At 44.1% G+C, this 25,466-nt stretch carries 29 protein-coding genes; 21 read left to right on the top strand and 8 right to left on the bottom strand.

Annotated elements, in window-relative coordinates; genetic code table 11:
- Positions 1–7: 7 nt before the first annotated feature.
- The gene (purM, locus tag ABXT70_RS07735; RefSeq protein ID WP_443639916.1) at positions 8–1,054 is read right to left on the bottom strand and encodes a phosphoribosylformylglycinamidine cyclo-ligase; all 1,047 of its coding nucleotides are present in this window, start codon (positions 1,052–1,054) and stop codon (positions 8–10) included.
- A 192-nt stretch (positions 1,055–1,246) separates the two neighbouring features.
- Between purM and ABXT70_RS07730 the strand changes: the two genes are divergently transcribed.
- The 6 genes from ABXT70_RS07730 (at position 1,247) to ABXT70_RS07705 (ending at position 6,707) form a co-directional block, all read left to right on the top strand.
- Positions 1,247–2,353, top strand: a complete 1,107-nt coding sequence (locus ABXT70_RS07730) for a DUF2066 domain-containing protein (protein ID WP_443639915.1) — start codon at positions 1,247–1,249, stop codon at positions 2,351–2,353.
- Between the two features lie 17 nt (positions 2,354–2,370).
- The gene (locus tag ABXT70_RS07725) at positions 2,371–3,435 is read left to right on the top strand and encodes an AI-2E family transporter (protein ID WP_443639914.1); all 1,065 of its coding nucleotides are present in this window, start codon (positions 2,371–2,373) and stop codon (positions 3,433–3,435) included.
- The gene (gene hda, locus ABXT70_RS07720; protein ID WP_443639913.1) at positions 3,432–4,175 is read left to right on the top strand and encodes a DnaA regulatory inactivator Hda; all 744 of its coding nucleotides are present in this window, start codon (positions 3,432–3,434) and stop codon (positions 4,173–4,175) included. Before ABXT70_RS07725 ends, hda begins: the two co-directional genes overlap by 4 nt.
- Positions 4,176–4,212: 37 nt before the next feature.
- Positions 4,213–4,935, top strand: a complete 723-nt coding sequence (locus ABXT70_RS07715) for an MlaA family lipoprotein (RefSeq protein WP_443639912.1) — start codon at positions 4,213–4,215, stop codon at positions 4,933–4,935.
- A gap of 94 nt (positions 4,936–5,029) precedes the next feature.
- Positions 5,030–6,223: a PP2C family protein-serine/threonine phosphatase gene (locus ABXT70_RS07710; RefSeq protein WP_443639911.1), complete on the top strand. Its 1,194-nt coding sequence runs from the start codon at positions 5,030–5,032 to the stop codon at positions 6,221–6,223.
- Complete coding sequence (locus tag ABXT70_RS07705) at positions 6,216–6,707, top strand: STAS domain-containing protein (protein WP_443639910.1); 492 nt, start codon at positions 6,216–6,218, stop codon at positions 6,705–6,707. Before ABXT70_RS07710 ends, ABXT70_RS07705 begins: the two co-directional genes overlap by 8 nt.
- A 6-nt stretch (positions 6,708–6,713) precedes the next feature.
- On the opposite strand, the gene tal is transcribed toward ABXT70_RS07705, so the two are convergent.
- Genes tal through ABXT70_RS07680 form a run of 5 tightly spaced genes read right to left on the bottom strand, consistent with a single transcriptional unit; the run spans position 6,714 to position 10,768 of the window.
- On the bottom strand, positions 6,714–7,658 hold the full coding sequence (gene tal, locus ABXT70_RS07700) for a transaldolase (protein WP_443639909.1): 945 nt from the start codon (positions 7,656–7,658) through the stop codon (positions 6,714–6,716).
- Positions 7,655–8,695: a tRNA dihydrouridine(20/20a) synthase DusA gene (gene dusA / locus ABXT70_RS07695; protein WP_443639908.1), complete on the bottom strand. Its 1,041-nt coding sequence runs from the start codon at positions 8,693–8,695 to the stop codon at positions 7,655–7,657. Before dusA ends, tal begins: the two co-directional genes overlap by 4 nt.
- A gap of 2 nt (positions 8,696–8,697) precedes the next feature.
- Complete coding sequence (locus tag ABXT70_RS07690; protein ID WP_443639907.1) at positions 8,698–9,630, bottom strand: 2-hydroxyacid dehydrogenase; 933 nt, start codon at positions 9,628–9,630, stop codon at positions 8,698–8,700.
- Entirely contained in the window at positions 9,630–9,947 is a 318-nt protein-coding gene (locus ABXT70_RS07685; protein ID WP_443639906.1) for an AzlD domain-containing protein, read from the bottom strand. The genes ABXT70_RS07690 and ABXT70_RS07685 overlap by 1 nt, the downstream gene beginning before the upstream one ends.
- On the bottom strand, positions 9,944–10,768 hold the full coding sequence (locus tag ABXT70_RS07680) for an AzlC family ABC transporter permease (RefSeq protein WP_443639905.1): 825 nt from the start codon (positions 10,766–10,768) through the stop codon (positions 9,944–9,946). The genes ABXT70_RS07685 and ABXT70_RS07680 overlap by 4 nt, the downstream gene beginning before the upstream one ends.
- 285 nt (positions 10,769–11,053) lie before the next feature.
- Between ABXT70_RS07680 and ABXT70_RS07675 the strand changes: the two genes are divergently transcribed.
- The 4 genes from ABXT70_RS07675 (at position 11,054) to sseA (ending at position 13,741) form a co-directional block, all read left to right on the top strand.
- Entirely contained in the window at positions 11,054–11,593 is a 540-nt protein-coding gene (locus ABXT70_RS07675; RefSeq protein ID WP_443639904.1) for a DUF924 family protein, read from the top strand.
- A gap of 216 nt (positions 11,594–11,809) precedes the next feature.
- Positions 11,810–12,148, top strand: coding sequence for a DUF805 domain-containing protein (locus ABXT70_RS07670; protein WP_443639903.1), 339 nt, complete (start codon positions 11,810–11,812; stop codon positions 12,146–12,148).
- Positions 12,149–12,183: 35 nt separating this feature from the next.
- Entirely contained in the window at positions 12,184–12,570 is a 387-nt protein-coding gene (locus ABXT70_RS07665; protein ID WP_443639902.1) for a hypothetical protein, read from the top strand.
- Positions 12,571–12,889: 319 nt separating this feature from the next.
- Positions 12,890–13,741 (top strand): 3-mercaptopyruvate sulfurtransferase, encoded by an 852-nt coding sequence (sseA, locus tag ABXT70_RS07660; RefSeq protein ID WP_443639901.1) that lies wholly within the window; start codon positions 12,890–12,892, stop codon positions 13,739–13,741.
- Positions 13,742–13,785: 44 nt separating this feature from the next.
- Here sseA and ABXT70_RS07655 read toward each other — a convergent pair whose 3' ends face one another.
- Positions 13,786–15,084, bottom strand: coding sequence for a DEAD/DEAH box helicase (locus tag ABXT70_RS07655; protein ID WP_443639900.1), 1,299 nt, complete (start codon positions 15,082–15,084; stop codon positions 13,786–13,788).
- 159 nt (positions 15,085–15,243) lie between these two features.
- Here ABXT70_RS07655 and ABXT70_RS07650 point away from each other — a divergent pair, with 159 nt between their 5' ends.
- The 8 genes from ABXT70_RS07650 to ABXT70_RS07615 all read left to right on the top strand — a co-directional run bounded on the left by ABXT70_RS07650 (position 15,244) and on the right by ABXT70_RS07615 (position 21,067).
- Positions 15,244–15,513 carry an antibiotic biosynthesis monooxygenase family protein gene (locus ABXT70_RS07650; RefSeq protein ID WP_443639899.1) on the top strand — a complete coding sequence of 90 codons (270 nt, stop codon included), beginning with the start codon at positions 15,244–15,246 and terminating at the stop codon, positions 15,511–15,513.
- Positions 15,514–15,728: 215 nt separating this feature from the next.
- Positions 15,729–16,670 carry an allantoinase PuuE gene (puuE, locus tag ABXT70_RS07645; protein ID WP_443639898.1) on the top strand — a complete coding sequence of 314 codons (942 nt, stop codon included), beginning with the start codon at positions 15,729–15,731 and terminating at the stop codon, positions 16,668–16,670.
- Positions 16,671–16,677: 7 nt separating this feature from the next.
- Positions 16,678–17,193: a 2-oxo-4-hydroxy-4-carboxy-5-ureidoimidazoline decarboxylase gene (gene uraD, locus ABXT70_RS07640; protein ID WP_443639897.1), complete on the top strand. Its 516-nt coding sequence runs from the start codon at positions 16,678–16,680 to the stop codon at positions 17,191–17,193.
- A gap of 25 nt (positions 17,194–17,218) precedes the next feature.
- Positions 17,219–18,235 (top strand): allantoicase, encoded by a 1,017-nt coding sequence (gene alc, locus ABXT70_RS07635; protein WP_443639896.1) that lies wholly within the window; start codon positions 17,219–17,221, stop codon positions 18,233–18,235.
- A complete protein-coding gene (locus ABXT70_RS07630; protein ID WP_443639895.1) occupies positions 18,235–18,768 on the top strand; it encodes an ureidoglycolate lyase in 534 nt (177 codons plus the stop codon). Before alc ends, ABXT70_RS07630 begins: the two co-directional genes overlap by 1 nt.
- Before the next feature lie 28 nt (positions 18,769–18,796).
- Positions 18,797–20,005 (top strand): urate hydroxylase PuuD, encoded by a 1,209-nt coding sequence (locus ABXT70_RS07625; RefSeq protein WP_443639894.1) that lies wholly within the window; start codon positions 18,797–18,799, stop codon positions 20,003–20,005.
- Between the two features lie 11 nt (positions 20,006–20,016).
- Entirely contained in the window at positions 20,017–20,370 is a 354-nt protein-coding gene (uraH, locus tag ABXT70_RS07620) for a hydroxyisourate hydrolase (RefSeq protein WP_443639893.1), read from the top strand.
- Between the two features lie 4 nt (positions 20,371–20,374).
- Positions 20,375–21,067, top strand: a complete 693-nt coding sequence (locus ABXT70_RS07615) for a GntR family transcriptional regulator (RefSeq protein ID WP_443639892.1) — start codon at positions 20,375–20,377, stop codon at positions 21,065–21,067.
- 7 nt (positions 21,068–21,074) lie between these two features.
- Here the strand turns inward: ABXT70_RS07615 and ABXT70_RS07610 are convergent, their stop codons facing one another.
- Positions 21,075–21,890 (bottom strand): hydroxyethylthiazole kinase, encoded by an 816-nt coding sequence (locus ABXT70_RS07610; RefSeq protein WP_443639891.1) that lies wholly within the window; start codon positions 21,888–21,890, stop codon positions 21,075–21,077.
- Between the two features lie 172 nt (positions 21,891–22,062).
- Between ABXT70_RS07610 and ABXT70_RS07605 the strand changes: the two genes are divergently transcribed.
- The 3 genes from ABXT70_RS07605 to glyA all read left to right on the top strand — a co-directional run bounded on the left by ABXT70_RS07605 (position 22,063) and on the right by glyA (position 25,434).
- Positions 22,063–22,992: an SPFH domain-containing protein gene (locus ABXT70_RS07605; RefSeq protein ID WP_443639890.1), complete on the top strand. Its 930-nt coding sequence runs from the start codon at positions 22,063–22,065 to the stop codon at positions 22,990–22,992.
- Positions 22,992–23,447 (top strand): NfeD family protein, encoded by a 456-nt coding sequence (locus tag ABXT70_RS07600; RefSeq protein ID WP_443639889.1) that lies wholly within the window; start codon positions 22,992–22,994, stop codon positions 23,445–23,447. Before ABXT70_RS07605 ends, ABXT70_RS07600 begins: the two co-directional genes overlap by 1 nt.
- Before the next feature lie 736 nt (positions 23,448–24,183).
- Positions 24,184–25,434 carry a serine hydroxymethyltransferase gene (gene glyA / locus ABXT70_RS07595; RefSeq protein WP_443639888.1) on the top strand — a complete coding sequence of 417 codons (1,251 nt, stop codon included), beginning with the start codon at positions 24,184–24,186 and terminating at the stop codon, positions 25,432–25,434.
- Positions 25,435–25,466: the final 32 nt, after the last annotated feature.

Raw genomic sequence — 25,466 nt, 5'->3', positions numbered from 1 at the left:
CGTTGAATTAACGCAATACAACAGCTTCTTCGGAGCCGCTGTTTTGTTTAATATGGCCAATAATCCAAGGGGCTTCACCTGCTTTAGTGAGTAAAGATAGTGTTTCAGCTTGGTCTTCTTCAGCCACCACGATCACCATGCCTACACCACAGTTAAAAGTGCGGTACATTTCGGTATCGGTAACATTGCCATTGCTTTGTAACCACTTGAATACGGCTGGCTGCTGCCAGGAGTTAGTGTCAATTACAGCAACACTATCTGCCGGTAATACCCGTGGGATATTTTCTAGCAAACCGCCACCAGTTATGTGGGATAAGGCTCTTATATCCACCTGCTTAAATAATTCTAATAAGGCTTTTACGTAAATGCGGGTAGGCTGCATTAGAGCTTCACCTAGGCTGGTGCCGCCAATGTCTTGTTGTAAATCTGCCTGGCTTACTTCAATAATTTTACGGATTAATGAGTAACCGTTAGAGTGTGGACCCGAAGCGGGTAACCCAATAAGCACATCTCCTGCAGCAACTTTGCTGCCATCTATAATTTTGCTCTTTTCTACAATACCGACACAGAAGCCAGCAAGATCATAATCTTCACCTTCGTACATACCTGGCATTTCAGCCGTTTCACCACCCACTAAAGAAGCACCTGCGAGCTCACAGCCTTCGCCGATTCCAGTTACTACACGTGTTGCGATCTCCACATCTAGCTTACCTGTGGCGTAATAGTCTAAAAAGAATAACGGTTCAGCACCGGCAACGATTAAATCGTTAACGCACATGGCTACTAGGTCAATACCGATGTGGTCATGACGGTTAAGCTCTAAGGCTAGCTTTAACTTTGTACCTACACCATCGGTGCCAGAGACAAGTACTGGTTCATCATAACCTTTAGGTAATTCAAATAATGCGCCAAAACCGCCTAGGCCTGCCATTACCTCTGGGCGACGGGTACGTTTAGCGACACCTTTTATTCGTTCAATAAGGGCGTTACCTGCATCAATATCGACACCAGCGTCTTTATAACTTAGGGAATTGGTAGGGGCTTCAGTGCTCATGGCAGGGGGGTGACCTTAGGCGATTAAATTAAACTAGGCACATTTTATCACTCTCCTGGCGTTTCATCACCCGCTTATAGAGGAAGTTTGGAGGTTTTTTATACTTTTCTTGCTAGCAGCACTGAAGCATATTGTCTATAGTTACGGTAGACATAGAAAATGACTTAATCTCATGGTTACCAAAGATATTGTATGGCGTTAATATTGCTTAAAATAGTGGCTAAGCCGCTACAAAAAATAATTTGTGTGTTGTTGTTGCTACTTGCTTCACCTGCGTTTAGTTTGACGGTAGATGGCCTTTATGGTGCCAAAGTGGTGATTGAAGACCAATCGTCTGCGCAGGTGTTAAGGGCGAAAAAAGTGGGTCTTGCTCGGGTGCTAGTTAAGGTCACGGGACAAACTCAGAGTCTTAATAATAATCGTGTACGTGCTGCGCTAGTGGAACCGGAGTCGTATTTACAGCGCTTTTCCTTTGCTACACAGTTGGAAAATGATCAATCGCAAGCGGTGATGGAATTGGCGTTTGACAGGTTGCAGATTAATCAGTTGATTCGTGATTCTGGCCTACCTATTTGGGGCGCAGATCGAGCAGCAGTATTAGTATGGTTAGTGGAAGACAAACAGGGTACAAGGCAGATTGTGAATGATGATGGCCACCCTATGGTGGCACAAATTATGTCTCAAGCAGAACAGCGTGGAATGCCTCTGTTATGGCCCTTGTTAGATTTAGAGGACCAAGTATCTATAAACGCTGGTGCCTTGTGGGGATTGTTTAGAGATGCTATTAAAAGTGCCTCTAATCGTTACCAAGCCGATGCCGTGCTAGTCGGTCGGATGTTCCAAGATAGCCAACAATTATGGCTGGTGGAATGGAGTTTTTGGTTGGATGAGGTTGAACAAAAATGGTCTTCTGAAGGCTCCGACTTGGCTGCATTGGTAGACCCTTTGCAAGACCGTTTGTCATCCAGTTTAGTGGAAAAATTTGCCTTAGCCAATAGTATTAAAAGCCAAACTGATGATGCTCGCCAAAGCGCCATATTGCGAGTAGATAAGGTGACTCAGCTTGAAGACTACGCTGAATTACTATCAATATTGCAAGCCATTGCTGGTATACAAAGGGTGCAGTTGCACAGTGCTTCTGGCTCTACTTTGGAATTTCAAATATTTGCTCCATCTCATCTTGCTCAAGTAAAATCGGTTGTTGATTTAAAGCGGCGATTACAGGCTGTGGATGGTACTGCAGCAGATCAAGGTATTGATCCTGATGACAGGCCTTTGTGGCATTATCAGTGGAATTAACATAAGGAAGGTTTCTAATGACGCAGTCTCAGTCATGGTTGTTTATTGTTGTAGGGCTTATCGTGGCAGGTTTATTGTATGTTCTTCAGCCGGTGATTACGCCTTTTTTAGTGGGTATCGGTATAGCCTACCTGGCAGATCCTTTTGCGGATCGTTTAGAAGCCAGAGGTTGGAGTAGAACCATGGCAACCGTTATCGTGTTTGTAGTGTTAACCTTGGTGCTGGTAGCCATGATTTTAGGCATTGTGCCTTTGTTAGTGAAACAAATTCAAACCCTGGTACAAATGCTACCTCATATTGAGATTTGGTATAACGCGACCTTGTTGCCATGGTTGCAGTCGACCCTAGGCTTAGATATTAAGAGTATGAAGTTAGATTTGGTCACCGAAGGACTTTCGGCTGAGTGGAAGCAGGCAGGTGGAGTAATTTCTAGAGTTGTTAAATATGCCACGCAATCGAGTATGAGTTTAATTGCCACCTTTGGTTCTATGGCTATGATACCAGTTGTCGCATTTTATATGCTAAGGGATTTTGATCTTCTTACTGCTCGGGTTAAAGCTTTACTACCCGTTAATGTTCAGCCCCGTGCTAGTGCATGGGCGCTTGAGAGTAATGACGTGTTGGCTGCGTTTATGAGAGGCCAGCTGTTGGTAATGTTGAGCTTAGGTGTTATATACGCTTTAGGGCTTAGTTTTGTGGGCTTAAATTACGCACTATTAATTGGTATTTTGGCTGGTTTGGCCAGTATCGTGCCTTATTTAGGTTTTGTTGTAGGTTTTGCTGCAGCGCTGATTATTGCCTTTTTTCAGTTTGACAGCTACCTGCCACTAGTCTTGGTGTTTGTAGTTTTTGCCGTGGGACAAATGGTAGAGAGTTTCGTTTTAACGCCCCTTCTTGTGGGTGATCGCATTGGCTTGCACCCGGTGGCCGTTATATTTGCAATTTTAGCTGGCGGCCAACTGTTTGGGTTTATGGGAATTTTGTTAGCTTTACCTATTGCTGCTGTGATTATGGTATTGTTGCGCCATCTTCATGCGGGCTATATAAACAGCCCATTGTATGGCCAGCAGGATAGTGAATGACGTCAAATGCTGTAAAAGATACGCCTCAGCAACTTGGTTCTAGCCAACTTACATTAGGTGTGACTTTAAATGCTCAGCAACAGCTGAGTAATTTTTGTTTTAATGGCGCACCTGCATTGGCTCAAACTGTCGATCAACTGCTGCTTAATGAACAGGCCGATAGCGTGTACGTGTTTGGTGCTCAAGGCGTGGGTAAAAGCCATTTACTACAAGGGTGTGTACTTCAAGCTCAAGAAATGGGCCAGGAAGCGGTATATATTAGCTGTAGTGAGCTAGTGAAAATACCTACCTATCAAGCTGATGAATGTTTGGTAGGCCTAGAAAAAAATGGTTTGATCTGTGTTGACGACATAGACTGTTTGCTTGCTGATAGTGACTGGGCTCATGCTTGGTTTCATGTCTATAACAAGTTAATGCAACAGGGTAGTCGCCTTGTTATGTCTGCTGTATCTAACCCAAGGGCGATAGACTGCCCACTTAACGATTTGCGTTCACGCTTGCAGTTAGCCAATGTTTTTCAACTGAGCGCTTTAGATGAGGTGGCTAGTGGTCAATTGTTACAGGCTAAAGCCAAACAAAAGGGTTTACAGCTAACCAACGAGCAAGTAGCCTATATTTTTTCACGCAGCCCTAGGGGGTTGGCAAACTTGTTGGCAGTTTTAGATTTGTTAGATTCAGCCTCATGGCACGAAAAGCGACGTATCACCATACCCTTTATTAAGCAGGTAATGGCGTGGTAACACAAACAAAGATTATAAGAGAACAAGGAAAAAGCACATGTTAGGGCGTCTTAAAATTGGCTTAATACTTAGTTTAGTATTGTTAACAGCATGTTCAAGCGTTCCCAATGGCGCGTCCATTGAGACTCAGTCAGATCCTAGGGATCCATTTCAAAACCTTAACCGTAAGGTCCATGCATTTAACAACGTGGTGGACAAAAAGCTTTTGATGCCTGTGGTTAATGTATACGCAAGCGTGACACCAGACAGTTTGGAAAAGGGCATAGGTAACTTTTTCTCTAACTTAAGTGAAGTGGGCAATTTTTTGAACCACACGTTACAGTTTAAGCCTTTAAAAGCTGCCAAAGATCTTGGCCGTTTGGTGATTAACACGACCCTAGGTTTGGGTGGCATTATTGATGTAGCGTCTGACCTAGGTATTTACCAAGAATCTGAAGATTTTGGTCAAACTTTGGGCTTCTGGGGCGTTAGCCCTGGCCCCTATGTTGTTTTGCCTTTCCTTGGCCCCAGTACGCTAAGGGATACGGGTGCCATAATAATTAATCCAAGTCCAAACCCAATAGACCGCTATAATCCAGCAGCTGACCGATTATATATATCTGCTTTACAAGTCGTAGACCTCAGGCGCCAGCTTGGTGATTTTGACTCGCTCGTTAGTGGAGACCCCTATATCTTCATTCGTGAGGCCTATTTACAACGTCGAGAACACTTAATAAAAGACGGTATTCCAAGTGATGATGACGGTTTTGATGATTTTTAATGCCTGAGACTAAGGTCCTACTTGTCAGCAGGCCTTAAAGAGCATATTGTTGCGATATTAGACCCCCATTAATGGGTCTGGAGTAAGTTTTACTATGGAACCTGACGTCAGTCAGATCCTGATCGTTGCTAGCGATCTCGACCTTAAACATAAAATTACCCAACATTATGCAGCACGTAGTTTCCACGTGACTGCCACTAACGATCCGCTGCACGCGTTGGACTTTCTTACTAATGCAGTGGTGAATTTGGTTCTCTTTCAATATCATCCAAACGAACCGACTTTAACAGCGTTATTGCAAGATATGCTGGAAAAGTGTGCCGAAGTTCCTCTTATCGTACTCACCCAAATCGATGCTGCAGAAAACATCACCAACATGCTGCGTTTGGGCGTAACTGATGTATTTAATTTGCCGCTAGATTCCATGCCTGAATTAGACCAGAGCGTATTGCGTCATGTGAAACGCTCTGCGTTATTTTATGAAAATTTACAGTACCGCCAAGAATTAGAAACTGTTTATCGGCAAGTGAATAAAAACCTTGCTGAATTGCAACAAGATCAGATTGCTGGACGCTTAATTCAACAACGTATGATGCCGCCTGAAGAGTGCAGTATTAACGGGTTGAGTATGCATCGGTACATGAAGTCCTCCCTCTATTTGAGTGGCGACTTTATCGACCATATTCGTTTGGATGAAGATTGTGTTTTGTTTTATCTGGCGGATGTGTCTGGCCATGGAGCATCTTCTGCATTCTTATCTGTTTTACTTAAGAACATTACCAATCGCCTTACTCGCGAATTTCTTGAATCTGATGCCAATAACGTGATTTCGCCGGCTGCAGTTGTGGCTCAAATAAACAGTGAATTACTTGATTTTGATATTGATAAACACATGACTGTATTCATGGGTATGTTGGACCGAAACAGTCACATTCTCACTTATTGTGTGGGTGGCCACCTACCCATGCCACTGCTATCACAAAATGATGAGGTACAATATCTACCTGGTTTAGGTAGTGGGTTACCTGTGGGGTTGTTTGACGATGCTGAGTACACGGACCTCACACAGCAACTAGAACCAGAGTTTAAGTTGTTGTTAAGCTCTGACGGCATTTTTGAAATACTGCCTTGTGATCAAATTGCAGACAAAGAAGAACAATTACGCAAAATTTTGCAACAAAGTAACAGTCGGTTAGAGGGCTTAGTAGACGCTTTAAATATCAATGACATTGATGCTGTTCCTGATGATATTGCTTTATTGAGTATTTGTGGAGAAGCCCATGCTTAAAGGGCGAATCATTGTAGCTGATCAGGATGGTACCCACGTGATCAAATTTTTGGGTGACGTCAGACTAACCCTTTGCCCAGCTTTGGATCAATACCTCGATAACATCTTTAATAGTCGCCACTTTAAGACTATTCTCATTGATTTAACAGAAACAGAAGGTATTGATTCCACAACTCTTGGCATGTTAGCTAAAATGTCCATCCGCATGAAGAAAAAAATGGGTTTTGTGCCCACTGTAGTGTCCATTAATGACAATGTAACCCGTGTGTTACTGAGTATGGGTTTTGATAAAGTGTTTGTATTGGTCAAACACTTAAATGAGCATGTAGAACCGATGCAAGAGTTGGTACAGGGTGACTTTTCTGACCTTACGGTGCAGCAAAAAGTACTAGAAGCCCACCGAACCTTGATGGGCATGAACCAAAAAAACCACCAAGAGTTTAAAAACTTGGTAGATGTACTAGAGTCTCATTGTGTGATTTAACCTAACCTAACCTAACAGAGCCTCTAACTTTTCTTGATCTCGGGTAAAATTACGAATACCTTCCGCTAACTTCTCAGTCGCCATGGCATCTTCATTATGCATCCAGCGGAAATCCCCTTGGTTAAGGCTCAACTTAGGTTGTGTTTCTAATACTTTTTTGCTGTCTAGTTGTTGAACCAGTTCATCCGTATCGTCCGCTAAGTCTTGCATTAGCGCAGGGCTAATAGTCAAACGATCACATCCGGCTAATTGCTCAATTTCTTGTGTGTTTCTGAAACTAGCGCCCATTACCACAGTTTTGTAACCGTGCTGCTTGTAGTAGTGGTAAATTTTACTTACTGAAATTACACCAGGATCTTCTGCAGGAGAAAAACCTTCCACCTTCATTGTGGCTTTGTGCCAATCCATAATGCGGCCTACAAATGGCGAGATTAGGTAAACACCTGCTTCTGCGCAGGCAATGGCTTGGGCAAAACTAAATAATAGCGTTAGGTTGCAGTTGATACCTTGCTCTTCAAGCTCCTTGCCTGCTTGAATGCCTTCCCATGTAGATGCAATCTTAATTAATACACGGTCTTTGCTCACACCTTGTTGATGGTATAGGCCAATAATCTTGAGCGCACGGGCAACGGTAGCATCTGTGTCGAAAGACAAACGAGAATCTACTTCTGTGGAAATGCGGCCAGGCACAGCGCTGAGGATTTCCTTACCAATGGCTACGGCTAGGTAATCACAGGTGTTATCCATCTGCACTTGGCTATCGCCACCTTGTGCAGCTGCCCATTGCTTAGCTTTCGTTAATAGGTGAGCATACTGAGGCATTTGTGCCGCTTTTAACACCAAAGATGGATTAGTGGTGGCATCTTGTGGCTGGTATTGTTTGATAGCTTCTAAATCGCCTGTATCAGCTACGACTGTGGTCATGGTTTTAAGTTGTTGCAGTTTGTTCATTGCTGATTTGTTGTCTCTGTTATTGGTGTTGGCACTGTTTGAATTAGGGTTAGCGCATCGTACATCACTTGTATGTTGGCGTTGCTGCCATGGATATTATCACTAATATGGCGCCGCAGGGCACGGGCACCAGGTATTCCTTGAAAAAGGCCCATAATATGCCCACTCATGTGGTGTAAGGAGGTGCCTTTTTCATGTTGTTGTTGCATATAGGCAAAGTAAGTAAGGGCTGCTTGGTGACGCTCTGGCATAGGCAGGTTGCAACCAAAGAACTGTTGGTCTACTTGGGTGAGTAGGGCGCTGTTGTGATTGGCAGCACGGCCTAACATAACGCCATCCACCTGAGTTAAGTGCTGATGACAATCGGCCAGGTTATTGATACCGCCATTGATGATGATTTCTAAATCAGGAAAGTCGGCTTTTAAACGATACACCTTGTCATATTGTAGCGGTGGAATCTCTCGATTTTGTTTAGGTGATAAACCCTTCAGAATGGCATTGCGGGCATGCACAATAAAGGTATCACAACCACTGCCGCTCACCTGCTCTACAAACTCAGCCAATACATCATAATTATCTATATCATCAATACCAATACGGTGTTTGATGGTAACGGGAATGGTTACCGCTTCAATCATAGCCTGCATACACTCTGTGACGAGTTTTGGGTGGCCCATGAGGCAAGCGCCTATCATGTTATTTTGCACCTTATCACTTGGGCAGCCTACGTTGAGGTTAATTTCATCGTAGCCATAGCTTTCGCCAATGCGTGCACACTGAGCCAATTGACCAACATTACTGCCACCTAACTGCAAAGCTAGTGGGTGCTCTTGGTCTGTATAACTCAATAGGTAGTCTTGGTCGCCATTAAGAATAGCTCCCGTTGTGATCATCTCTGTGTACAATAAGGCGTGTTGGCTTAATAAACGAGCTAAGTAGCGATAATGCCGGTCTGTTACGTCGATCATAGGTGCTACGCTAAAGCGGTGGTCTAGACGAGGCTTCAATTCATTCGATGGCATAGGCTTTGTGCTCATATTTAGTAGCCCCTATTACGATCTACTAGCCCACTTGGGGTTTTGCTATCAGCAATAGCCTGCAGGATGTTGCCAATTTTCTTTACACAAGGCGCATATTCAGATTGAGCGGAACTGTGGGGAGTCATCATCACTTTAGGGTGTTGCCAAAGTTTATGTTCTGCTGGCAGGGGCTCTTGCTCGAACACATCTAGCACTGCCCCACGCAAGTGGTTTTCATCAAGTAATTTTAGTAAATCATCCACTACCAAATGTTTGCCTCGGCCGGCATTAATCACTACTGCGCCCTTAGGTAGTTGACTCATGTTTTGGTGATTTAAAATGCCTTGGGTGTCTGGTGTAAGAGGAAGCAAACAGCAGAGCGCATCGGTACGTTTAAGAAAAGGCTTAAGCTCTTCAGCACCTGTATAACTTGTCACGCCGTCTAACTGCTTTTTGCTGCGACTCCAACCAGTGATATCAAAGCCAAAACTTTGAAGGTGTTGGGCCAGTTGAGCCCCGAGTTGCCCCAAACCTAATATACCTACACTAAAACTAGATGCCGACCTAAAGGGCTGAACTCGCCATTGCTTTTGGGGTTGCTGCTGTTGGTAAAGATCCATGTCGCGGAAATAGTGCAGCAAAAAATAGCTAAAATACTGGTTCATCTGGGCGGCCATACCACCGTCTTCAATACGGTAGATATCAATATGTTTAGGCACTGCAGGGTTATTTAGGATTGCATCCACACCGGCGCCCATATTAAACATGGTGTTTAAGTTAGGGAAGCGTTTGAAGAAGGCTTCTGTAGGTTTCCAAACAATGCCGTATTTCACTTGTTGTGGATCAGCAATGTGTTGCCAATCTTGCACATTTAGATGGGGAAACTGACGATTAAATTCTAGTAACCAGGGTTCTGTAGATTCATACGAGGTAAATAAAGCACAGGTTGTCATCAGCTCATCATCCATTTAATTAATACGAAGCTCACCAGACCCACCAAAATGGTTGTTAGCAAGTGTTGTCGCCAAAAGCCAACGCTTGCCGCTACTACCGCTGCCCAAAAATAAGGGTTAGCTAAACTTATGTCTAAGTATCCTTCTGGCATCAGAATAAGTGGTGCAATAATGGCACTTAGCACCACAGGTGGTACATAAGTTAAGGCCTGCTTAAACCACAGTGGAAAACGAATACGACCAGCCATGGCAAACATCACATAACGCACAGAAAATGTAACAAGGGCCATGCCTGCAATCATCATGGTTTCATTCATGGTTTGGTGCTCCCTGTTTTGGTATTCGTGGTTTTGGTACTCTCGGTATTAGTCGCCGTGCTCGCTACTTTTGCAGGTTTTATCCTGAGTTCAATTTGTTGGCTAGCGTAGCCGATACAAACACCAGATAGTGCAGCGATCACTAAACCGAGCTGATGGGGTAGGTCACGCAGGATCATAGCAAAGGTAGCAGCACTTATCACGGCTAACCACATGGGTTTATTACGTAGATAAGGAATGACAATACCTAAAAAAGTCACCGACATAGCAAAGTCTAAACCCCAGTTGGTCATGTCTGGAAACAGTTCACCCAAACCAATGCCCAGCCAAGTACATAACTGCCAGTTGCTATACATGGCCACAATAGATCCCAAAAAGAACCAATGGGCACGGGCTGTATCTGTGTGGCCTAAATAGCGGCCATTAACAACAGCAAACGATTCGTCTGTTAAACCAAAAGCCAGCAGGGCTCGCCACCCATGAGACAAGTGACTTATTTTATCCACCAAGGCTGTGGCATAGAGTAAATGACGTAAGTTCACCACCAATGTTGTGGCGATGATGATAATAGGGCCTACACCAGTAGCCAGCAATCCCAAAGCAATAAACTGCGATGAACCAGCGTATACAAATAACGACATGGCCATAGCGCCCCAGATGGACAAGCCGCTGGATTCTGCCAAAGTACCAAAGATAATGCCAAAAGGAATAGCGCCAATAATCATAGGGATAGTGGCTTTGGCACCCTGCAGGAACTCGCTACTGTTAGACGCTGATGTGACACTTGGTTGAGGGGTTAAGTTAGGTATAACGTTTGACATAGTGGTACTTAGTGGTACTTAGTGGCACTTAGGGTAGGGGATTGATGTCACTTAGACACTCCATTAGAGTGTGACTGCAACTAAAATAATCAATCAATATGTGGGTGATTATAGCCTTAATGGGGCCTAGAGTAGAGCAATTTTAACCTTAAAAAAGCTATTGTTTTGGATAGATAGGGCTGTCCTTTTGGCGCACCATATTATTTAATCTTTGGGGCCTATCAATTACCAAAAAATGGACTAGACTTACCTTCAATCATGCTTATAAATTCACGAGTGCTTAGGATGTCGTACACAGATATTATTCATTTTTGGTACACAGAAATACCACCACGCAACTGGTTTATTAAAGACCTGGCATTCGATACCATGCTCAAACGACGTTTCAGTGATATCCATCAAAAAGTGGCAGCAGGGGAGTTGGCTCATTGGAGGCAAGAGCCATTGGGCAAGTTAGCAGAGATTATTGTGTTAGATCAGTTCTCTCGGAATCTATTTAGAGATTCGCCTAAAGCCTTTGCATGCGATGAGCAAGCCCTTACGTTATGTCAAGCTGCCATTGCACAGAGTGCAGACTTGGCGTTACTACCAGAACAAAAGTGTTTTATGTACATGCCATTAATGCACAGTGAATCTACATTTACACACCAGCAGGCAGTCATACTATTCAATCAGCCCGGCTTAGAAAACAATTATGACTTTGAACTTAAGCACAAAGCCGTAATTGACCGCTTTGGCCGTTATCCACACCGTAATAACATTTTAGGCAGGCATTCAACACCTGAAGAACTTGAGTTTTTAAGTCAACCGGGATCTTCATTTTAGGGTGTGGTGGTGATGTGGTATATGCATACAGCATAGCCTGTTTATAAAATTAAGGAGCGCTAGGCGCTCTTTTTTACAACTGGGCTGGCAATTCAGAAATCAACACCTATACTTTTCAAAGGCTTAAGAGAACTGCACAGTTACATAAATAATTAGTTAGTTAGTTAGTTAGTTAGTTAGGTTCTAACGGTTCATCAACCACATAGAGATTTAAAAATGGATTATTTTGTAGGCGCATTAAAAAAATATGCTGATTTTACTGGCCGAGCTTTTAGAAAAGAATATTGGACGTTCGTACTTATTTATATGATGATCAATATTACCCTAGTTGTATTTGGTTTGGATGTAATTTCAGCGCTAGTCAGTCTTGTGCTGCTTGTTCCAAGCATTAGCATTACGACAAGAAGGCTGCATGATACAGGTCGCTCTGGGTGGTGGCAGTTGCTAGTTTTAATTCCTCTTATTGGCTTCATTATTTTAATCCTTTTCTTAGCTCAAGATAGCGGCGGAAGAAATATTTATGGAGTTAACCCTAAGGCAGAAATTTCGGCATAATCCTCATAAGGGCATCTTAACGAGGCAAAGCATTTTTGCTTTTATCTGAAGCTCCGGCGCGCCTATGTTGGCGGCGTTATTCAATAAAAACTCAACGTTTAGTTGAGAACAAAATAAAGGAAAATCAAATGGGAATTTTGGATAAGGCTAAAGAAATCAGCGGCAGAGTTAGTGAGTCGGTTACTAGTTTTAGTAGCGATGAGGTAATAGCAAATACAATAATTAAGGCAGTCGAAAAACAAGAAAAGGTCAATCTATTATTGCAGGATAAAGGGTCGAACTATCGAGTTAGTGACATAGAACTTGGAATGGGCATCCCCCCAACAATAACCTTTGGAGTTCGCCGTATAAACGAAGATACAATAGGCGATCCAATGGGGCATGCAGAAAGTGCAGAAATGGTAAAAAAGCGTGACGGCTAATGAATGACACAGTGCTGTTGTCGGCATCACTCGCTGCCAAGCCCGACGTTAGCTATGGTCTATCACAGGCTCTAACATCAGCATGGCCGGTATTTTTAATGAAGTGAACTTAGGGCCTGCCTTTTTGTAACTCGAATGGCGTATAACTATTCAATATCCCAAGGCTAGGATCGTTTTAGATATTGATGTTGTATGCTTATAGTATTACGTCAATGATTTTTGCTTCCAGCGTTTCTCACAGCTAAGGGGCGAAGTAGATTTTCCTCAAACTCGGCAGCAACCTTGGGGAGGGTTTCATAATTAGATATCAAGGATTTATATGCTCTACAATGACACTCAAGCAGTTGTTTCCACTCAGTGGTTAGATACCCACATTGAGGACGCTAATTTAAAACTCTTAGATGCGTCCTGGTATTTACCTAACATGCAGCGTAATGCCTATGCTGAATATAGTGCGTCACATATTCCGGGAGCACTATTTTTTGACATTGATAAAATCTGTGATGAGACGTCCGATTTGCCGCATATGGCCCCATCAATAAAGACATTTTCCGTTTGCTTGGGTGCAATGGGTATAAGTGATTCACATCAGGTGGTGGTCTATGACGGGGCTGGTCTTTTTTCGGCTGCGCGGGTCTGGTGGCTTTTTAAATTAATGGGCTTAGATAGTGTGTCTGTACTAGATGGCGGCCTACCAAAATGGAGGGCTGAGGGACGAAAGACAGACAATGGAATCATCCTGCCAGAGCGTTGTCACATCATTAAATGTAATCAACGACCGATGATGAAGGATGCCACCCAAGTTGCGGAAGCCTCAAAATCTAACGACCACGAAATTATAGATGCACGAGCACCTGGACGATTTTCAGGCATAGATCCAGAACCCCGCAAAGGACTGCGATCAGGGCATATACCAGGGTCAAAAAATTTGTTTTTTAAAACACTTTTGCACGATGACCATACTATGAAAAGTTCAGATGAACTGTGCGCCACTTTTCTAGCAGCCGGTGTTGATATCAGTAAACCAGTGATTACGAGTTGTGGATCAGGAATCACTGCAGCTATCTTAAACTTAGCATTGGCACAAACCGGAAAGAGAGACCATTTTCTATATGACGGCAGCTGGGCTGAATGGGGTATGAGTCATTCTCTGCCTGTTGAAACAGGATAGCTTGTTAAAGTGTTTTATAAAGGGGTAGTGCCCCCTTCATGTTATTAACCCCAAATGTTTTTGTTCTTTCTAGTCTCTGGTCCATGCTCTGCTTTGGTGGCTGAGGTATTGCTTGGTGCTCTGTCTTGAGAATGGTATTTAGGCTGGGGTGGTTTGTTTTTTCGGACATAATTCAAAATTGAAACAGGCACCACCTTTCTAACCGGAAAGCCGTCAACTTCTTTGCGGTTTATAACGTGGTTTAAACGACTTTCAATGGCACATAGATTTTTAAAATCACCCCAGGCTACAAAGGAGATAGCTTCGCCCGCTGCACCTGCACGGCCCGTTCGGCCAATTCGGTGAATGTATTCTTCTGGCTTAAATGGCATGTCATAGTTAACCACGCGGCTAAGCTCACCAATGTCTATGCCTCGTGCGGCAACGCCTGTGGCGACTAGATATTTTAGTTTGCCAGATTTAAAATCGGCCAGAATCTTCTCGCGAGATGCCTGGCTTTTATCACCATGGATGGCATCGGCTACGATATCACGCTTTGAAAGCTGGTCTACTAGTTTAGCAGCACCGTGTTTTTTCTCGATAAAAATAAGCGCCTGATCCCATTTTTGGTCGGTAATTAAATGACTAAGCAATGCAGACTTTCTGTCTTTATCTACGGTAATCAGCCACTGTTCAATATTGGGTGCGGTGGTTGTTTTTGGCGAAATAGACAATTCAACAGCTGTGCTGCTCATTGCACCATCAGAAAACCCATCGACTAGGGCAAGAACCTCGTCACTCATAGTGGCAGAAAACAATAGGTTCTGACGGGCTTCAGGTAAGCGCTCAATAATTTTGTTGATCTCAGCACCAAAACCCATATCCACCATTCTGTCTGCTTCATCTAATACCAGTACTTCAAGTTCATCAAAATACAGTGCACGCTGATGAGCCAAATCAAGTAACCTGCCAGGTGTGGCCACTAAAATATCAATGCCCTCGCTTAAGCGCTGCTTTTGTGGCTCCGTGTCAATGCCGCCATAAACAGCCATGGAGCTTAGGGTTAGGTGTTTACTATAGTCAGCAACATTGGCAGCTACCTGAACCGCTAATTCCCGTGTAGGGGTAAGGATAAGTGCGCGTATGCGTTTACCACGCAATTGACGCTGTTTGTTAAATATTTCTAATATCGGTAGCACAAACGCGGCGGTTTTGCCGGTACCAGTTTGAGCGGTGGCAATGAGGTCTTTGCCAGAAATAATGATGGCGATAGCTTGTTTCTGGATTGGGGTAGGGGTTGTATAACCTAAGTCTTCAATAGCTTGTACAATAGGTTTACACAATCCAAGGTTTAAAAATGGCATAGAGGCCCGGATAGGTCGTCGTAAAGAGAGTGAGGGCCATTATAGCAGTAAGGGTTTGGGTTGCGGTGCGTTGATTATTGCTAATACCCCCCCCAACCGCCCTATTTTGCTGTTATTTTTACTTCTACACGCACAAATGGTGATCATGGATATGATGAAATGGCCAATAGGATGGTTGAGCTAGCAGAACAACAACCTGGCTTTTTGGGGGTGGAAGCAGCAAGAGCGGATGTTGGTATAACGGTTTCCTACTGGGCAGATCTAGAGTCGATTAAACACTGGAAAGCGAACGCAGAGCACCTAGACGCTCAAAAATCCTGTCATAACTACTGGTATAAATGTTTTAAGGTGCTACTTTTCAAAAGTAGAATGGGATTACGGCATATAACAGGTTTTTTAAAAAGGCGTGTTATATGCCGCCTACCATAATGACAGACGCCAAAAATACGGTAAAAACAATACCATCTTAATATGGAGACACAATGTTAACTGCAATGCTCAAGTGAATTTGGCCACATCTGAAACAGTTAATATTGAGTTTCGATAAGTCACTGTTATCCTAGTTAGCTCCCTTAAAGCTGGCATTTTTGTTCATCTTCACTTATATTGTATACAATATTATGTACAATAAAAATGGAAGCTCAATGACCGACGCATATCCTAGAGATCTGATTGGCTATAATGGCCAACCACCCAAAGTAGAATGGCCCAATAAAGCCCGTCTGGCTTTGTCTTTTGTACTCAATTATGAAGAAGGTAGTGAACGCTGTGTATTGCATGGTGATAGCGAGTCTGAAGCGTTTTTATCTGAAATTATTGGTGTGCAGCCGTACCAGGGAGTGCGCCACCCTAGCATGGAATCTATTTACGAATACGGCAGCCGTGCAGGTGTATGGCGTATTTTAGATCTGTTCAAAAAACACGATATACCCCTTACCATTTTTGCTGTTGCTATGGCGGCTCAACGCCACCCGGCAGTAGTGCAAGAAATGCATTCACGTGGCCATGAAATTTGTAGCCATGGTTTACGCTGGATCGATTACCAATACATGGACCTTGAGCTAGAACGAAAGCACATGCTTGAGGCTATTAACATCCTCACCCAAGTTACTGGCGAACGTCCTTTAGGTTGGTACACAGGGCGCAATAGTCCCAATACCCGAGACCTAGTAATGGAAGAGGGTGGTTTTGCTTACGATTCTGATGATTATAGTGATGACCTGCCTTTTTGGAGCCGCGGTACCAGCGGTGAAGGTAAGCCTCATTTGGTAATTCCTTATACCTTAGACACTAATGACATGCGTTTTGCTACACCCCAAGGCTTCCATACCAGTGAACAGTTCTTCCAATATCTGAAAGATGCTTTTGATGTACTTTACGAAGAGGGTGCCACGGCACCTAAAATGTTATCTATTGGTATGCATTGTCGTTTGTTGGGCCGCCCAGCAAGGCTTAAGGGCATTCAACGCTTTTTAGAGTATGTGGGTCAGTTTGACGATGTTTGGTGTGCACGGCGCATTGATATCGCACGTCATTGGCAGCAGTATCATCCAGCGTCTGATAGTGCCGCTAAAATTAAAGTGTAAAACTAACATGAGATTATTATCCACCTGTACGCCTAGCCAAATGACTCGAAAGGACTTTGTTGAGCACTTTAAAGACCTTTATGAGCATTCGCCTTGGGTTGCTGAAGAGGTGTTTGATTTAGGGTTGCCTGCGAATTTAAATGATGCCGACGCACTTTTAGCGGTATTTCAACAGATTTTGTTGGGAGCGACTAAGCACCAACAGCTAGCGCTGATTTGTGCTCATCCAGATTTAGCTGGCAAAGCCGCTATTCGTGGCGACCTTACCGCTGCGTCTACTTCTGAACAGGCTGGTGCTGGTATTAGCGAATGCACTGCAGCAGAGTTTGCCCGTTTTACGCAATTAAATGAAGCGTATAAAACCAAGTTTGATTTTCCCTTTATTAAGGCCGTGAAAGGTAGTGATAGGCATCAAATTTTAGGGGCATTTGAAACACGTATTCATCACGTTGCAGACGTTGAATTTGCTCAAGCGCTAACTGAAATTAACAAAATCGCCAGCTTTCGCATGGCCGATATGTAATCTGTATTTATTAATAGGACACACCATGACTGACCAACAACGACCGAATAACCCCTACGCTCGTATGACTAATTTGGCCGACGCACGCATAGGTGCTGAGGCTATTCATTGTACAGATGATTTTTTCGCCGAAATGAGCCGTATGCTACAAAGCCACGATCCTGTGTGGAAAGAAGGGGTTTATGACGATAATGGCAAGTGGATGGATGGCTGGGAATCTCGCCGTAAGCGCCAACAAGGCCACGACCATTGCACCGTGCGTTTAGGTTTGCCGGGCCGTATCCGTGGTCTTAACATTGATACCAGCTTCTTTACCGGTAACTATGCACCTAGCGTGTCTCTGGAAGCGTGTTACATGGCAGAAGGTGACCCAACAGATGATACTAAGTGGCAACAAGTACTGCCTGCGTTAAACCTTCAAGGTGACAGCCACCATATTGAAGCCATTAACTGTGATGAAGTATTCAGCCATGTGCGCTTCCATATGTACCCGGACGGTGGTGTTGCCCGTTTGCGCATTTATGGTGAGGTGGTTAAAGATTGGGCAGAAGAAGCCAATAATTTAGTTGATCTTGCGGCCATGGGTAACGGAGGACGTGCGTTGCTGTGCAGCAATGAACACTTTGGCACTATGGATAATATTTTAGCCCCGGGCCGTGGCATTAACATGGGTGATGGCTGGGAAACCGCTCGCCGTCGTATTCCAGGCTTTGATTGGGTGATAATTGCTCTAGGTCACGCGGGTGCTGTGAGTGAAATTGAAGTCGACACCGCACACTTTAAGGGCAACTTTCCAGATTCTTGCTCTATTCAAGCAGCCTTTGTAGAAGGTGGTAGTGATGAACAAATGGCAGCCCAAAGCCTATACTGGCCTGAACTATTACCATCTCAAAAGCTAAGCATGCACCACATACATGGTTACACCAATGAGGTGGCGAAACTTGGCCCTGTAACCCACGTGCGTTTGAATATTTTCCCAGATGGTGGTGTTTCTCGACTGCGTATTAAAGGCCATATCGTAGCTGAAGGAAAAACATCCTAATGGCTGCGTCGATTATAATTGAGGCCTTAACAGCAGAAGCCTTTGCTGATTTTGGCGACGTGATAGAGGCCCATGAGGGCGATGGATTTGGCATTAACCAAGGTTATACTTGGCGTCACCATAAGTTGGCTACCGTTAAAACGGATCAACCTAAAGATGATGCGATTATTAGCATATTTAGCAGTAAAAGCAGGCCTGCACCTATTGCCATTACCATGATGGAGCGTCATCCATTAGGTAGCCAAGCTTTTATGCCGTTGACCGCAACGCCATTTTTAGTAGTGGTTGCCAAAGCAGGACCAGAACCAAAATTAGCCGATATTAGAGCCTTTGTATCTAATGGTAAGCAGGGCGTCAACTACAGTACTGGCGTATGGCACCACCCGTTATTGATCTTAGCCCCAGAACAAAACTTTTTGGTGGTAGATAGAGCAGGGGAAGGCAATAACCTCAATGAGGTAATGTTTAATGAAGACGAGTGTGGCCAGCTAGACGTGACTGATCTTATTAATGATTTAAGCCGCTTAAGCTAACAATAGTAATTAACAATAGAGAATAATTATGGAAGCTCATTTATTAGAGTGGTTGAACTTAACCATCCGTTGGGTGCATGTGATTGTGGGTATTGCTTGGATCGGTGCTTCTTTCTATTTTGTTTGGTTAGAGAATAACCTAGACCGCCAAGTGAAGAACCAAGAATTAGCCGGTGAGTTATGGGCCATTCATGGCGGTGGTATTTATCACCTGCAAAAGTACAAGTTAGCCCCAACCACCATGCCCAAACAGTTACATTGGTTTAAGTGGGAAGCCTACAGCACATGGATTTCTGGGGTGCTTCTTTTAATCACTGTGTATTATCTTAATGCTGCCACTTATTTGATTTTGCCAGGCTCTCCTGTAGCTCCTGCAGCAGGTGTAGCCATTGGGCTAGGTAGCTTGATGATTGGGTGGTTTGTTTACGATCTGTTGTGTAAGAGCTCATTGCGCCACCAGCCAATTTTGTTAGGGTTGGCATTGATGCTTTTCTTAGTTCTTTTATCGTGGGGCTTTAGCCAATTTATGACGGGACGTGCGGCTTACCTGCACGTAGGCGCTGTGATAGGTACCATGATGGTGGGTAACGTATTTTTTATAATTATGCCTGCTCAGAGAAACTTAGTAGGTGCCGTAGAAGCGGGCACTGAACCAGATCCAGCCTTGCCTAAGAACGGTTTGCTGCGTTCACGACATAATAACTATCTCACCTTGCCAGTAATCTTTATTATGATCAGTAGCCATTTCCCAAGTACTTATGGGCACGAGTGGAACTGGGTGATCTTGTTAGGCTTATCCCTTGTGAGTGTAGCTGTTCGTCATTACTTTAATACCCGCCATAATGGCCAGCAGTTTGTTTGGGCGTTGCCTGCAGCGGTATTAGCCTTATTGGTGATGGCTTATGTAACGGTACCGCATATTCCAGGTGCTAGTGCTAAAAGCACCGCCGGTGAAGGAACTGAAGTTGTTGCCAGTGTAACGCCAGAACAAGCTCACGCTATTGTGGCGACACATTGCGCTTCTTGCCACTCAGCTTCACCTTCCCATGCAGCTTTTTCTACAGCACCTGCGGGTTTGATGTTTGACTCAATTGAGCAAATTAAGCGCCATAAAGATCGTATTTATTTACAATCTGTAGCCAGTTATATCATGCCATTGGGCAACAGCACAGGCATGACTCAAGACGAGCGTGATCAGCTAGGTCGTTGGATTGCAGATGGTGCGAACATAAAATAAGGATTGATGTCATGGGATTTTTAACTACACATGTATTAGATACGGCCCAGGGTGTGCCTGGTAGTAACATGTCTGTAAGCCTTTATCGGATTTTGGATGACCAGCGCCAATTGTTAAGCCAGCAAATGACCAATAGCGATGGCCGCTGCGATGGGCCTTTGTTACAGGATGAATCTTTCTCCATAGGTCTATACGAACTTGAGTTTGGTGTTGAAGCTTATTTTAAGCAAGCTAATATTGTGCAGCCAAGCCCAGCATTTTTGAGTGAGGTTACTCTGCGCTTTGGCATTGCTGAAGCAGGCGAACATTACCATGTGCCATTGCTGGTTTCGCCATACAGTTATTCCACTTATCGAGGTAGTTAATCTAGTGTCTTTATCTTTGGCTAAGCAAGATGCTCCAATGGATGCCTACCGACAGTTGTTCGATGGCATTCTGTCCCAGCGCCTTGCGCCTGGTACTAAGCTTAATGAAGTGGAATTAACGTTGTTGTTTAATGTAAGCCGCACTCTTATTAGGCAAGCATTACAACGTTTGCAGCTGGAGCAAGTAGTAGAAATTCATAAGAATCGAGGTGCCTTTGTTGCCGCACCAACGCCTGATTTAGCTGAGCAAATTTTGTTAGCTCGGCACACCATTGAACTAGCCGTTGTGAGGTTGGCATGCCAGCGCTGTAAGTTGGCCGATGTGCAGCAATTGCAGCACATGATAGACCTAGAACAAAGTGCCATTGACCAAGGTGATATGGCCACGGCGTTGCGGCGTTCTGGAGAGTTTCACTTACAGCTAGCTATTGTAGCGGGTAACCAGCCTTTTGTTCATGCGTTACGCGGGTTAATTTCTCAGACATCCCTCATTATCACAATGTACAACCATGGTGGTGGTAATGCCTGTGCTAGGGATGAACATAGCCACTTGCTAGAAGCCGTAAGATTAGGTGACGAAGCACAAGGCCAGACGTTAATGGCCCACCATTTGGGCCACATAGCAGAAGGTTGTGATTTTACCCAAAGCCCTCAGGTGGCGAATTTAAAAGGGGCGTTTGCTCACCTTAGTTCCTAATAAAGTGCTATTTAGAAGGTTCCAGTTCTAACACATGGCCATAACGGGAGAGGGTTTGTTCGTTAATGGCATAAATAGAATCCAAAAGGTTCATGTGCATACTGCCTGGGCCTAAGGATTTGTTTGCGGCTAGTTCTGCCGCTACACCCATGGTTAGTAATGCCTGAACTGCAGCATCAAATGCATCATGGTCTACTGCCATAAAGCACGCCATAAATGCTGTAGTAGCGCACCCCATGGCTGAGATGCGGGTTTGCATTTCGTGGCCATTGGCGATCATGATGGTTTTTACACCATTGGTTACTAAATCTGTTTCGCCTGTTTGGGCCACTACACAGCCTTGTTGTAAGGCTAGTTCCTGAGCGGCCATAGGGCTGGATGAACCAGCCAGAGCCTTAATTTCCATAGCATTAGCGCGAATCACGTGGGGCCTAAAGTGCAACAGTTCCATGGCGTAGGCGCAGCGTTTCTTTGAGGCGTGGACCGAAACTGGGTCTAAAACCCAAGGTTTTGAATAATCATTGGCTGCTTGAATAGCGGGGCGGATGGCAGCCTTGCGGTTGCTATCAAGTGTGCCTATGTTCACTACAAGACTATTAGTAACCGATACCAATTCGGTAATTTCTTCTACCCCTATGGTGAAACATGAGCCAGCACCCACGGCTAATATGACGTCTGAGGAAATGTCTTGTGCCACCGTGCTAGTAATGCAGTGTACTCTTGACCGCTTGCGGCTCAATGCAGAAAGTGCTTCTGCCGCGCCTTTGGCGTAATGAGTGGTGAGCTGATTTTGGCGGGCACTCGTCGACAAGCTGTTGGGCATGGTGTTTCCTTGTTTGAAGTCGGGTATAGCAAAATTACAAACTATAGCTATTCTCGCACATGCGCTTTGGTCAGGAAACAGTAGGGTGGTTAAATTGTATGGGATAAATCATGCTTTTTTATCAAACTAAGGCTATGATTAATCTTTCATATTTATCTATAAGGGTTTGTTTATGACAATTGCTGATTTGGGCCAGAGTTTAACGGCACTGTTTTTTACTATGGTGGCCGTGCTAATCATCTTTAAAGGTATCCGCATGGTGCCCCAAGGATATAATTGGACCGTTGAACGGTTTGGTAAATACACCCGCACACTCAACCCAGGTTTACATTTATTAGTGCCCTTTATAGATGCTGTTGGTCAAAAGCTCAATATGATGGAGCAGGTGCTGGATGTAGACCCACAGGAAATCATTTCCTCAGATAATGCCCAAGTGATGACGGATGCAGTGTGTTTCTTTCAAATTCAGGATGCAGCCAAAGCAGCTTATGAAATAAACGATTTAGAACGAGCGATGCAAACCTTGGTAATGACCAATATCCGTGCTGTATTGGGGTCTATGGAACTTGACGAAATGTTGTCTAACCGCGAACGTATCAATGGCAATTTGTTGGCAAAGGTTGATGATGCTACGGACCCGTGGGGTGTGAAGGTTACCCGTATCGAAATTAAAGACATTGCGCCACCACAAGATTTGGTCACAGCCATGGCGCGGCAAATGAAGGCTGAACGGGAGAAACGTGCACAAATTTTGGAAGCAGAAGGCGAACGTGAAGCGGCAATTAAAATAGCCGAAGGCCAGAAACAGTCTGAAATCCTTAAAGCTGAAGGTCAGTTAGAAGCGGCTAAGCGCGAAGCTGAAGCTCGTGAACGATTAGCAGAAGCAGAAGCTAAAGCCACTCAAATGGTGTCCGAAGCGATTCAAAATGGTGATTCACGGGCGGTTAATTACTTTATTGCCCAGAAATACATTGATGCTTTAGGTAAACTAGCGGCATCTGATAACAACAAGGTGATGATGATTCCTCTAGAGGCCAGCAGTGTGATTGGCTCTGTTGCGGGCATCAGTGAACTTGTTAAAGAAATGAGTGATAAAACCTAATGATCGAATTTTTTGAAGCCATGCAGTTTTGGCACTGGATTATCTTAGCTATTGTGTTAATTGCTGGCGAAGCTCTAGGCGCTGCTGGTTTCTTATTAGGTGCGGTAATGGCAGCCTTGGAAGTAGCTCTCATTAGCTACATTTGGCCTGACTTATCATGGCAGAAACAAATATCCTTGTTTGCGTTATTGGGCCTGTTATGTTCGGTTTGGTTTTGGTATCGCTTCAGGGGCTTTAACCAAGAAACAGATTTACCTAAATTAAATGATCGCGCTTCTCAGTTGGTTGGTCGCGAGTTTGCTCTAACCAAAGATATGACAGGTGGCCAAGGCAAGATGCAGGTGGGAGACACCTTATGGCGTGTGGAATCTGAAACCAATTTATCAGCTGGTACTCAGGTTAAAGTGATAGGCAGCCGAGAAATGGTGTTGTTAATCGGTAAAGCAGGCGTATAAAAAGATTAATCCCTTTAGCCTAAAGGCCAGGCTTTGGACTGGTGATCAGGGCTATAAAAAACCGTGACTAATATCATTAAAGCCTATCATGGTTGGTCGAATTATCTGGTTGTCGATATGGTTGGGGTTAAGGTGACTGTAATGATATTGAAACCAAAAAAAGCTAATGTGATAGGGTCAAATATACAAGCCAATAGCAATAAGCGTAGGTAATATAATATCTGCTGTAGTGCATAGGTAAGTATCAGTCTGCCGAGGAATTAAACCGATTTGCTACTCGAATTCAAACGATAATAGGGTAGTGTTGCAGTTATTGAATTTGGTTAAGCGATCGTTTATAAAACCCCCAAGCTACCCAAATTTTTAAGGCTATTTTGTAAGCTGGGTATATGGGTTGCAAGCCAACCCTGTGATGTCTCGTCAGTACTTGCGGTGCTAGTCGTCTTATAGATTTAACAAATAACAAACATATCTAAATTTGATGGCTTGAGCCGCTGGCTTTACTACATTTGTTGGCTCTTTGTGGTTATATAGAGCCAATACAACGGTTATAATTCGCTGCCACACAACGCAGTGTCGTATCAAACTAAGTGGACTAACTCATAGTCGCTATCATGCACGATTGAAAATATTTTAGTTTGGCCATGCACAAAGGTCTGTTAATTGGTCGTATAGATTTTACAGTTTTAGCAATTATATGTCCCTTTGTTGGGAATTCATTTTTTGGGAGTAAGTAATGTTTAACAAGTCCGATCGTATCAGTGACTTTGACCCGGAACTTTGGGCCAGTATTCAAGCAGAAGAGCAGCGCCAAGAAGATCACGTGGAATTGATTGCTTCAGAAAACTACACTAGCACCCGCGTAATGGAAGCTCAAGGGTCTGGCCTAACCAACAAGTATGCTGAAGGTTATCCTCACAAGCGTTACTATGGTGGTTGTGAGCATGTAGATACGGCTGAGGTATTGGCTATAGAGCGAGCCAAGCTGTTGTTTGGTGCTGACTACGTTAATGTGCAGCCCCACTCTGGCTCACAAGCTAACGCTGCAGTATACCAAGCCTTGATTACACCAGGTGATACAATTCTGGGCATGAGTTTAGCTCACGGTGGTCACTTAACTCACGGTTCACATGTAAACTTCTCTGGCAAAAACTATAACGCAATCCAATATGGGCTGAATGAAGCAGGTACTTTGGACTATGATGAAATTCAACGTCTAGCTACTGAGCACCAGCCAAAAATGATCGTGGCAGGATTTTCTGCATACTCACAGGTGATGGACTGGAGTAAATTCCGTGATATCGCTGATAGCGTTGGTGCTTATCTTCTTGTTGATATGGCTCATGTTGCTGGTTTAGTGGCTACTGGTCATTATCCTAACCCAGTGCCGTATGCAGATGTTTGCACTACCACGACCCATAAGACCCTGCGTGGTCCACGAGGTGGTTTAATCGTTGCTAAGGCTAACCCAGAACTTGAGAAAAAGTTTAACTCGGCAGTGTTCCCAGGCCAGCAGGGTGGTCCTTTGATGCACGTTATCGCTGCTAAAGCGGTAGCCTTCAAAGAAGCGTTAGAGCCTTCATTTACTGAATACCAAGGCCAAGTATGTGTCAATGCTAAGGTAATGGCAGAGGTATTCCAGTCGCGCGGTTACAAGATCGTTTCGGGTGGCACGGAAAATCACCTGATGTTGGTTGACCTAATTGCTAAGGGTATTACTGGTAAGGCTGCCGATGCTGCGTTAGGTAACGCCCACATTACTGTAAACAAGAACTCTGTCCCTAACGACCCACAATCACCTTTTGTGACCTCTGGTATTCGTGTAGGTACGCCGGCAATCACCACCCGTGGTTTTGGTCCAGAAGAAGTGCGTAATCTTACAGGTTGGATGTGTGACGTGATGGATAACATTGAAGACGATGCAGTTAACACAGAAGTGCGTGGCAAAGTTTCTGCGCTTTGTGCACGCTTCCCAGTTTATAAATAAGCTATTGTAAGTAAATAAAAGGGCCTCATTTG

Origin of the sequence: Candidatus Njordibacter sp. Uisw_039, from assembly GCF_047730075.1 — a bacterium.
Classification (GTDB): domain Bacteria; phylum Pseudomonadota; class Gammaproteobacteria; order Pseudomonadales; family Balneatricaceae; genus Njordibacter.
This window is presented reverse-complemented; position numbering and strand designations above follow the sequence as displayed.

Bases quoted from the DNA above. Each gene is read 5' to 3' on its own strand.
- purM (WP_443639916.1), bottom strand. From the start codon at position 1,054: ATGAGCACTGAAGCCCCTACCAATTCCCTAAGTTATAAAGACGCTGGT.
- ABXT70_RS07605 (WP_443639890.1), top strand. From the start codon at position 22,063: ATGACAATTGCTGATTTGGGCCAGAGTTTAACGGCACTGTTTTTTACT.
- ABXT70_RS07680 (WP_443639905.1), bottom strand. From the start codon at position 10,768: ATGTCAAACGTTATACCTAACTTAACCCCTCAACCAAGTGTCACATCA.
- ABXT70_RS07650 (WP_443639899.1), top strand. From the start codon at position 15,244: ATGGCCAATAGGATGGTTGAGCTAGCAGAACAACAACCTGGCTTTTTG.
- ABXT70_RS07655 (WP_443639900.1), bottom strand. From the start codon at position 15,084: ATGCCATTTTTAAACCTTGGATTGTGTAAACCTATTGTACAAGCTATT.
- ABXT70_RS07710 (WP_443639911.1), top strand. From the start codon at position 5,030: ATGGAACCTGACGTCAGTCAGATCCTGATCGTTGCTAGCGATCTCGAC.
- dusA (WP_443639908.1), bottom strand. From the start codon at position 8,695: ATGAGCACAAAGCCTATGCCATCGAATGAATTGAAGCCTCGTCTAGAC.
- ABXT70_RS07730 (WP_443639915.1), top strand. From the start codon at position 1,247: ATGGCGTTAATATTGCTTAAAATAGTGGCTAAGCCGCTACAAAAAATA.
- uraD (WP_443639897.1), top strand. From the start codon at position 16,678: ATGAGATTATTATCCACCTGTACGCCTAGCCAAATGACTCGAAAGGAC.
- tal (WP_443639909.1), bottom strand. From the start codon at position 7,658: ATGAACAAACTGCAACAACTTAAAACCATGACCACAGTCGTAGCTGAT.
- ABXT70_RS07685 (WP_443639906.1), bottom strand. From the start codon at position 9,947: ATGAATGAAACCATGATGATTGCAGGCATGGCCCTTGTTACATTTTCT.
- puuE (WP_443639898.1), top strand. From the start codon at position 15,729: ATGACCGACGCATATCCTAGAGATCTGATTGGCTATAATGGCCAACCA.
- ABXT70_RS07670 (WP_443639903.1), top strand. From the start codon at position 11,810: ATGGATTATTTTGTAGGCGCATTAAAAAAATATGCTGATTTTACTGGC.
- ABXT70_RS07690 (WP_443639907.1), bottom strand. From the start codon at position 9,630: ATGACAACCTGTGCTTTATTTACCTCGTATGAATCTACAGAACCCTGG.
- glyA (WP_443639888.1), top strand. From the start codon at position 24,184: ATGTTTAACAAGTCCGATCGTATCAGTGACTTTGACCCGGAACTTTGG.
- uraH (WP_443639893.1), top strand. From the start codon at position 20,017: ATGGGATTTTTAACTACACATGTATTAGATACGGCCCAGGGTGTGCCT.
- ABXT70_RS07675 (WP_443639904.1), top strand. From the start codon at position 11,054: ATGTCGTACACAGATATTATTCATTTTTGGTACACAGAAATACCACCA.
- ABXT70_RS07630 (WP_443639895.1), top strand. From the start codon at position 18,235: ATGGCTGCGTCGATTATAATTGAGGCCTTAACAGCAGAAGCCTTTGCT.
- ABXT70_RS07600 (WP_443639889.1), top strand. From the start codon at position 22,992: ATGATCGAATTTTTTGAAGCCATGCAGTTTTGGCACTGGATTATCTTA.
- hda (WP_443639913.1), top strand. From the start codon at position 3,432: ATGACGTCAAATGCTGTAAAAGATACGCCTCAGCAACTTGGTTCTAGC.
- ABXT70_RS07715 (WP_443639912.1), top strand. From the start codon at position 4,213: ATGTTAGGGCGTCTTAAAATTGGCTTAATACTTAGTTTAGTATTGTTA.
- ABXT70_RS07705 (WP_443639910.1), top strand. From the start codon at position 6,216: ATGCTTAAAGGGCGAATCATTGTAGCTGATCAGGATGGTACCCACGTG.
- ABXT70_RS07610 (WP_443639891.1), bottom strand. From the start codon at position 21,890: ATGCCCAACAGCTTGTCGACGAGTGCCCGCCAAAATCAGCTCACCACT.
- ABXT70_RS07625 (WP_443639894.1), top strand. From the start codon at position 18,797: ATGGAAGCTCATTTATTAGAGTGGTTGAACTTAACCATCCGTTGGGTG.
- sseA (WP_443639901.1), top strand. From the start codon at position 12,890: ATGCTCTACAATGACACTCAAGCAGTTGTTTCCACTCAGTGGTTAGAT.
- alc (WP_443639896.1), top strand. From the start codon at position 17,219: ATGACTGACCAACAACGACCGAATAACCCCTACGCTCGTATGACTAAT.
- ABXT70_RS07725 (WP_443639914.1), top strand. From the start codon at position 2,371: ATGACGCAGTCTCAGTCATGGTTGTTTATTGTTGTAGGGCTTATCGTG.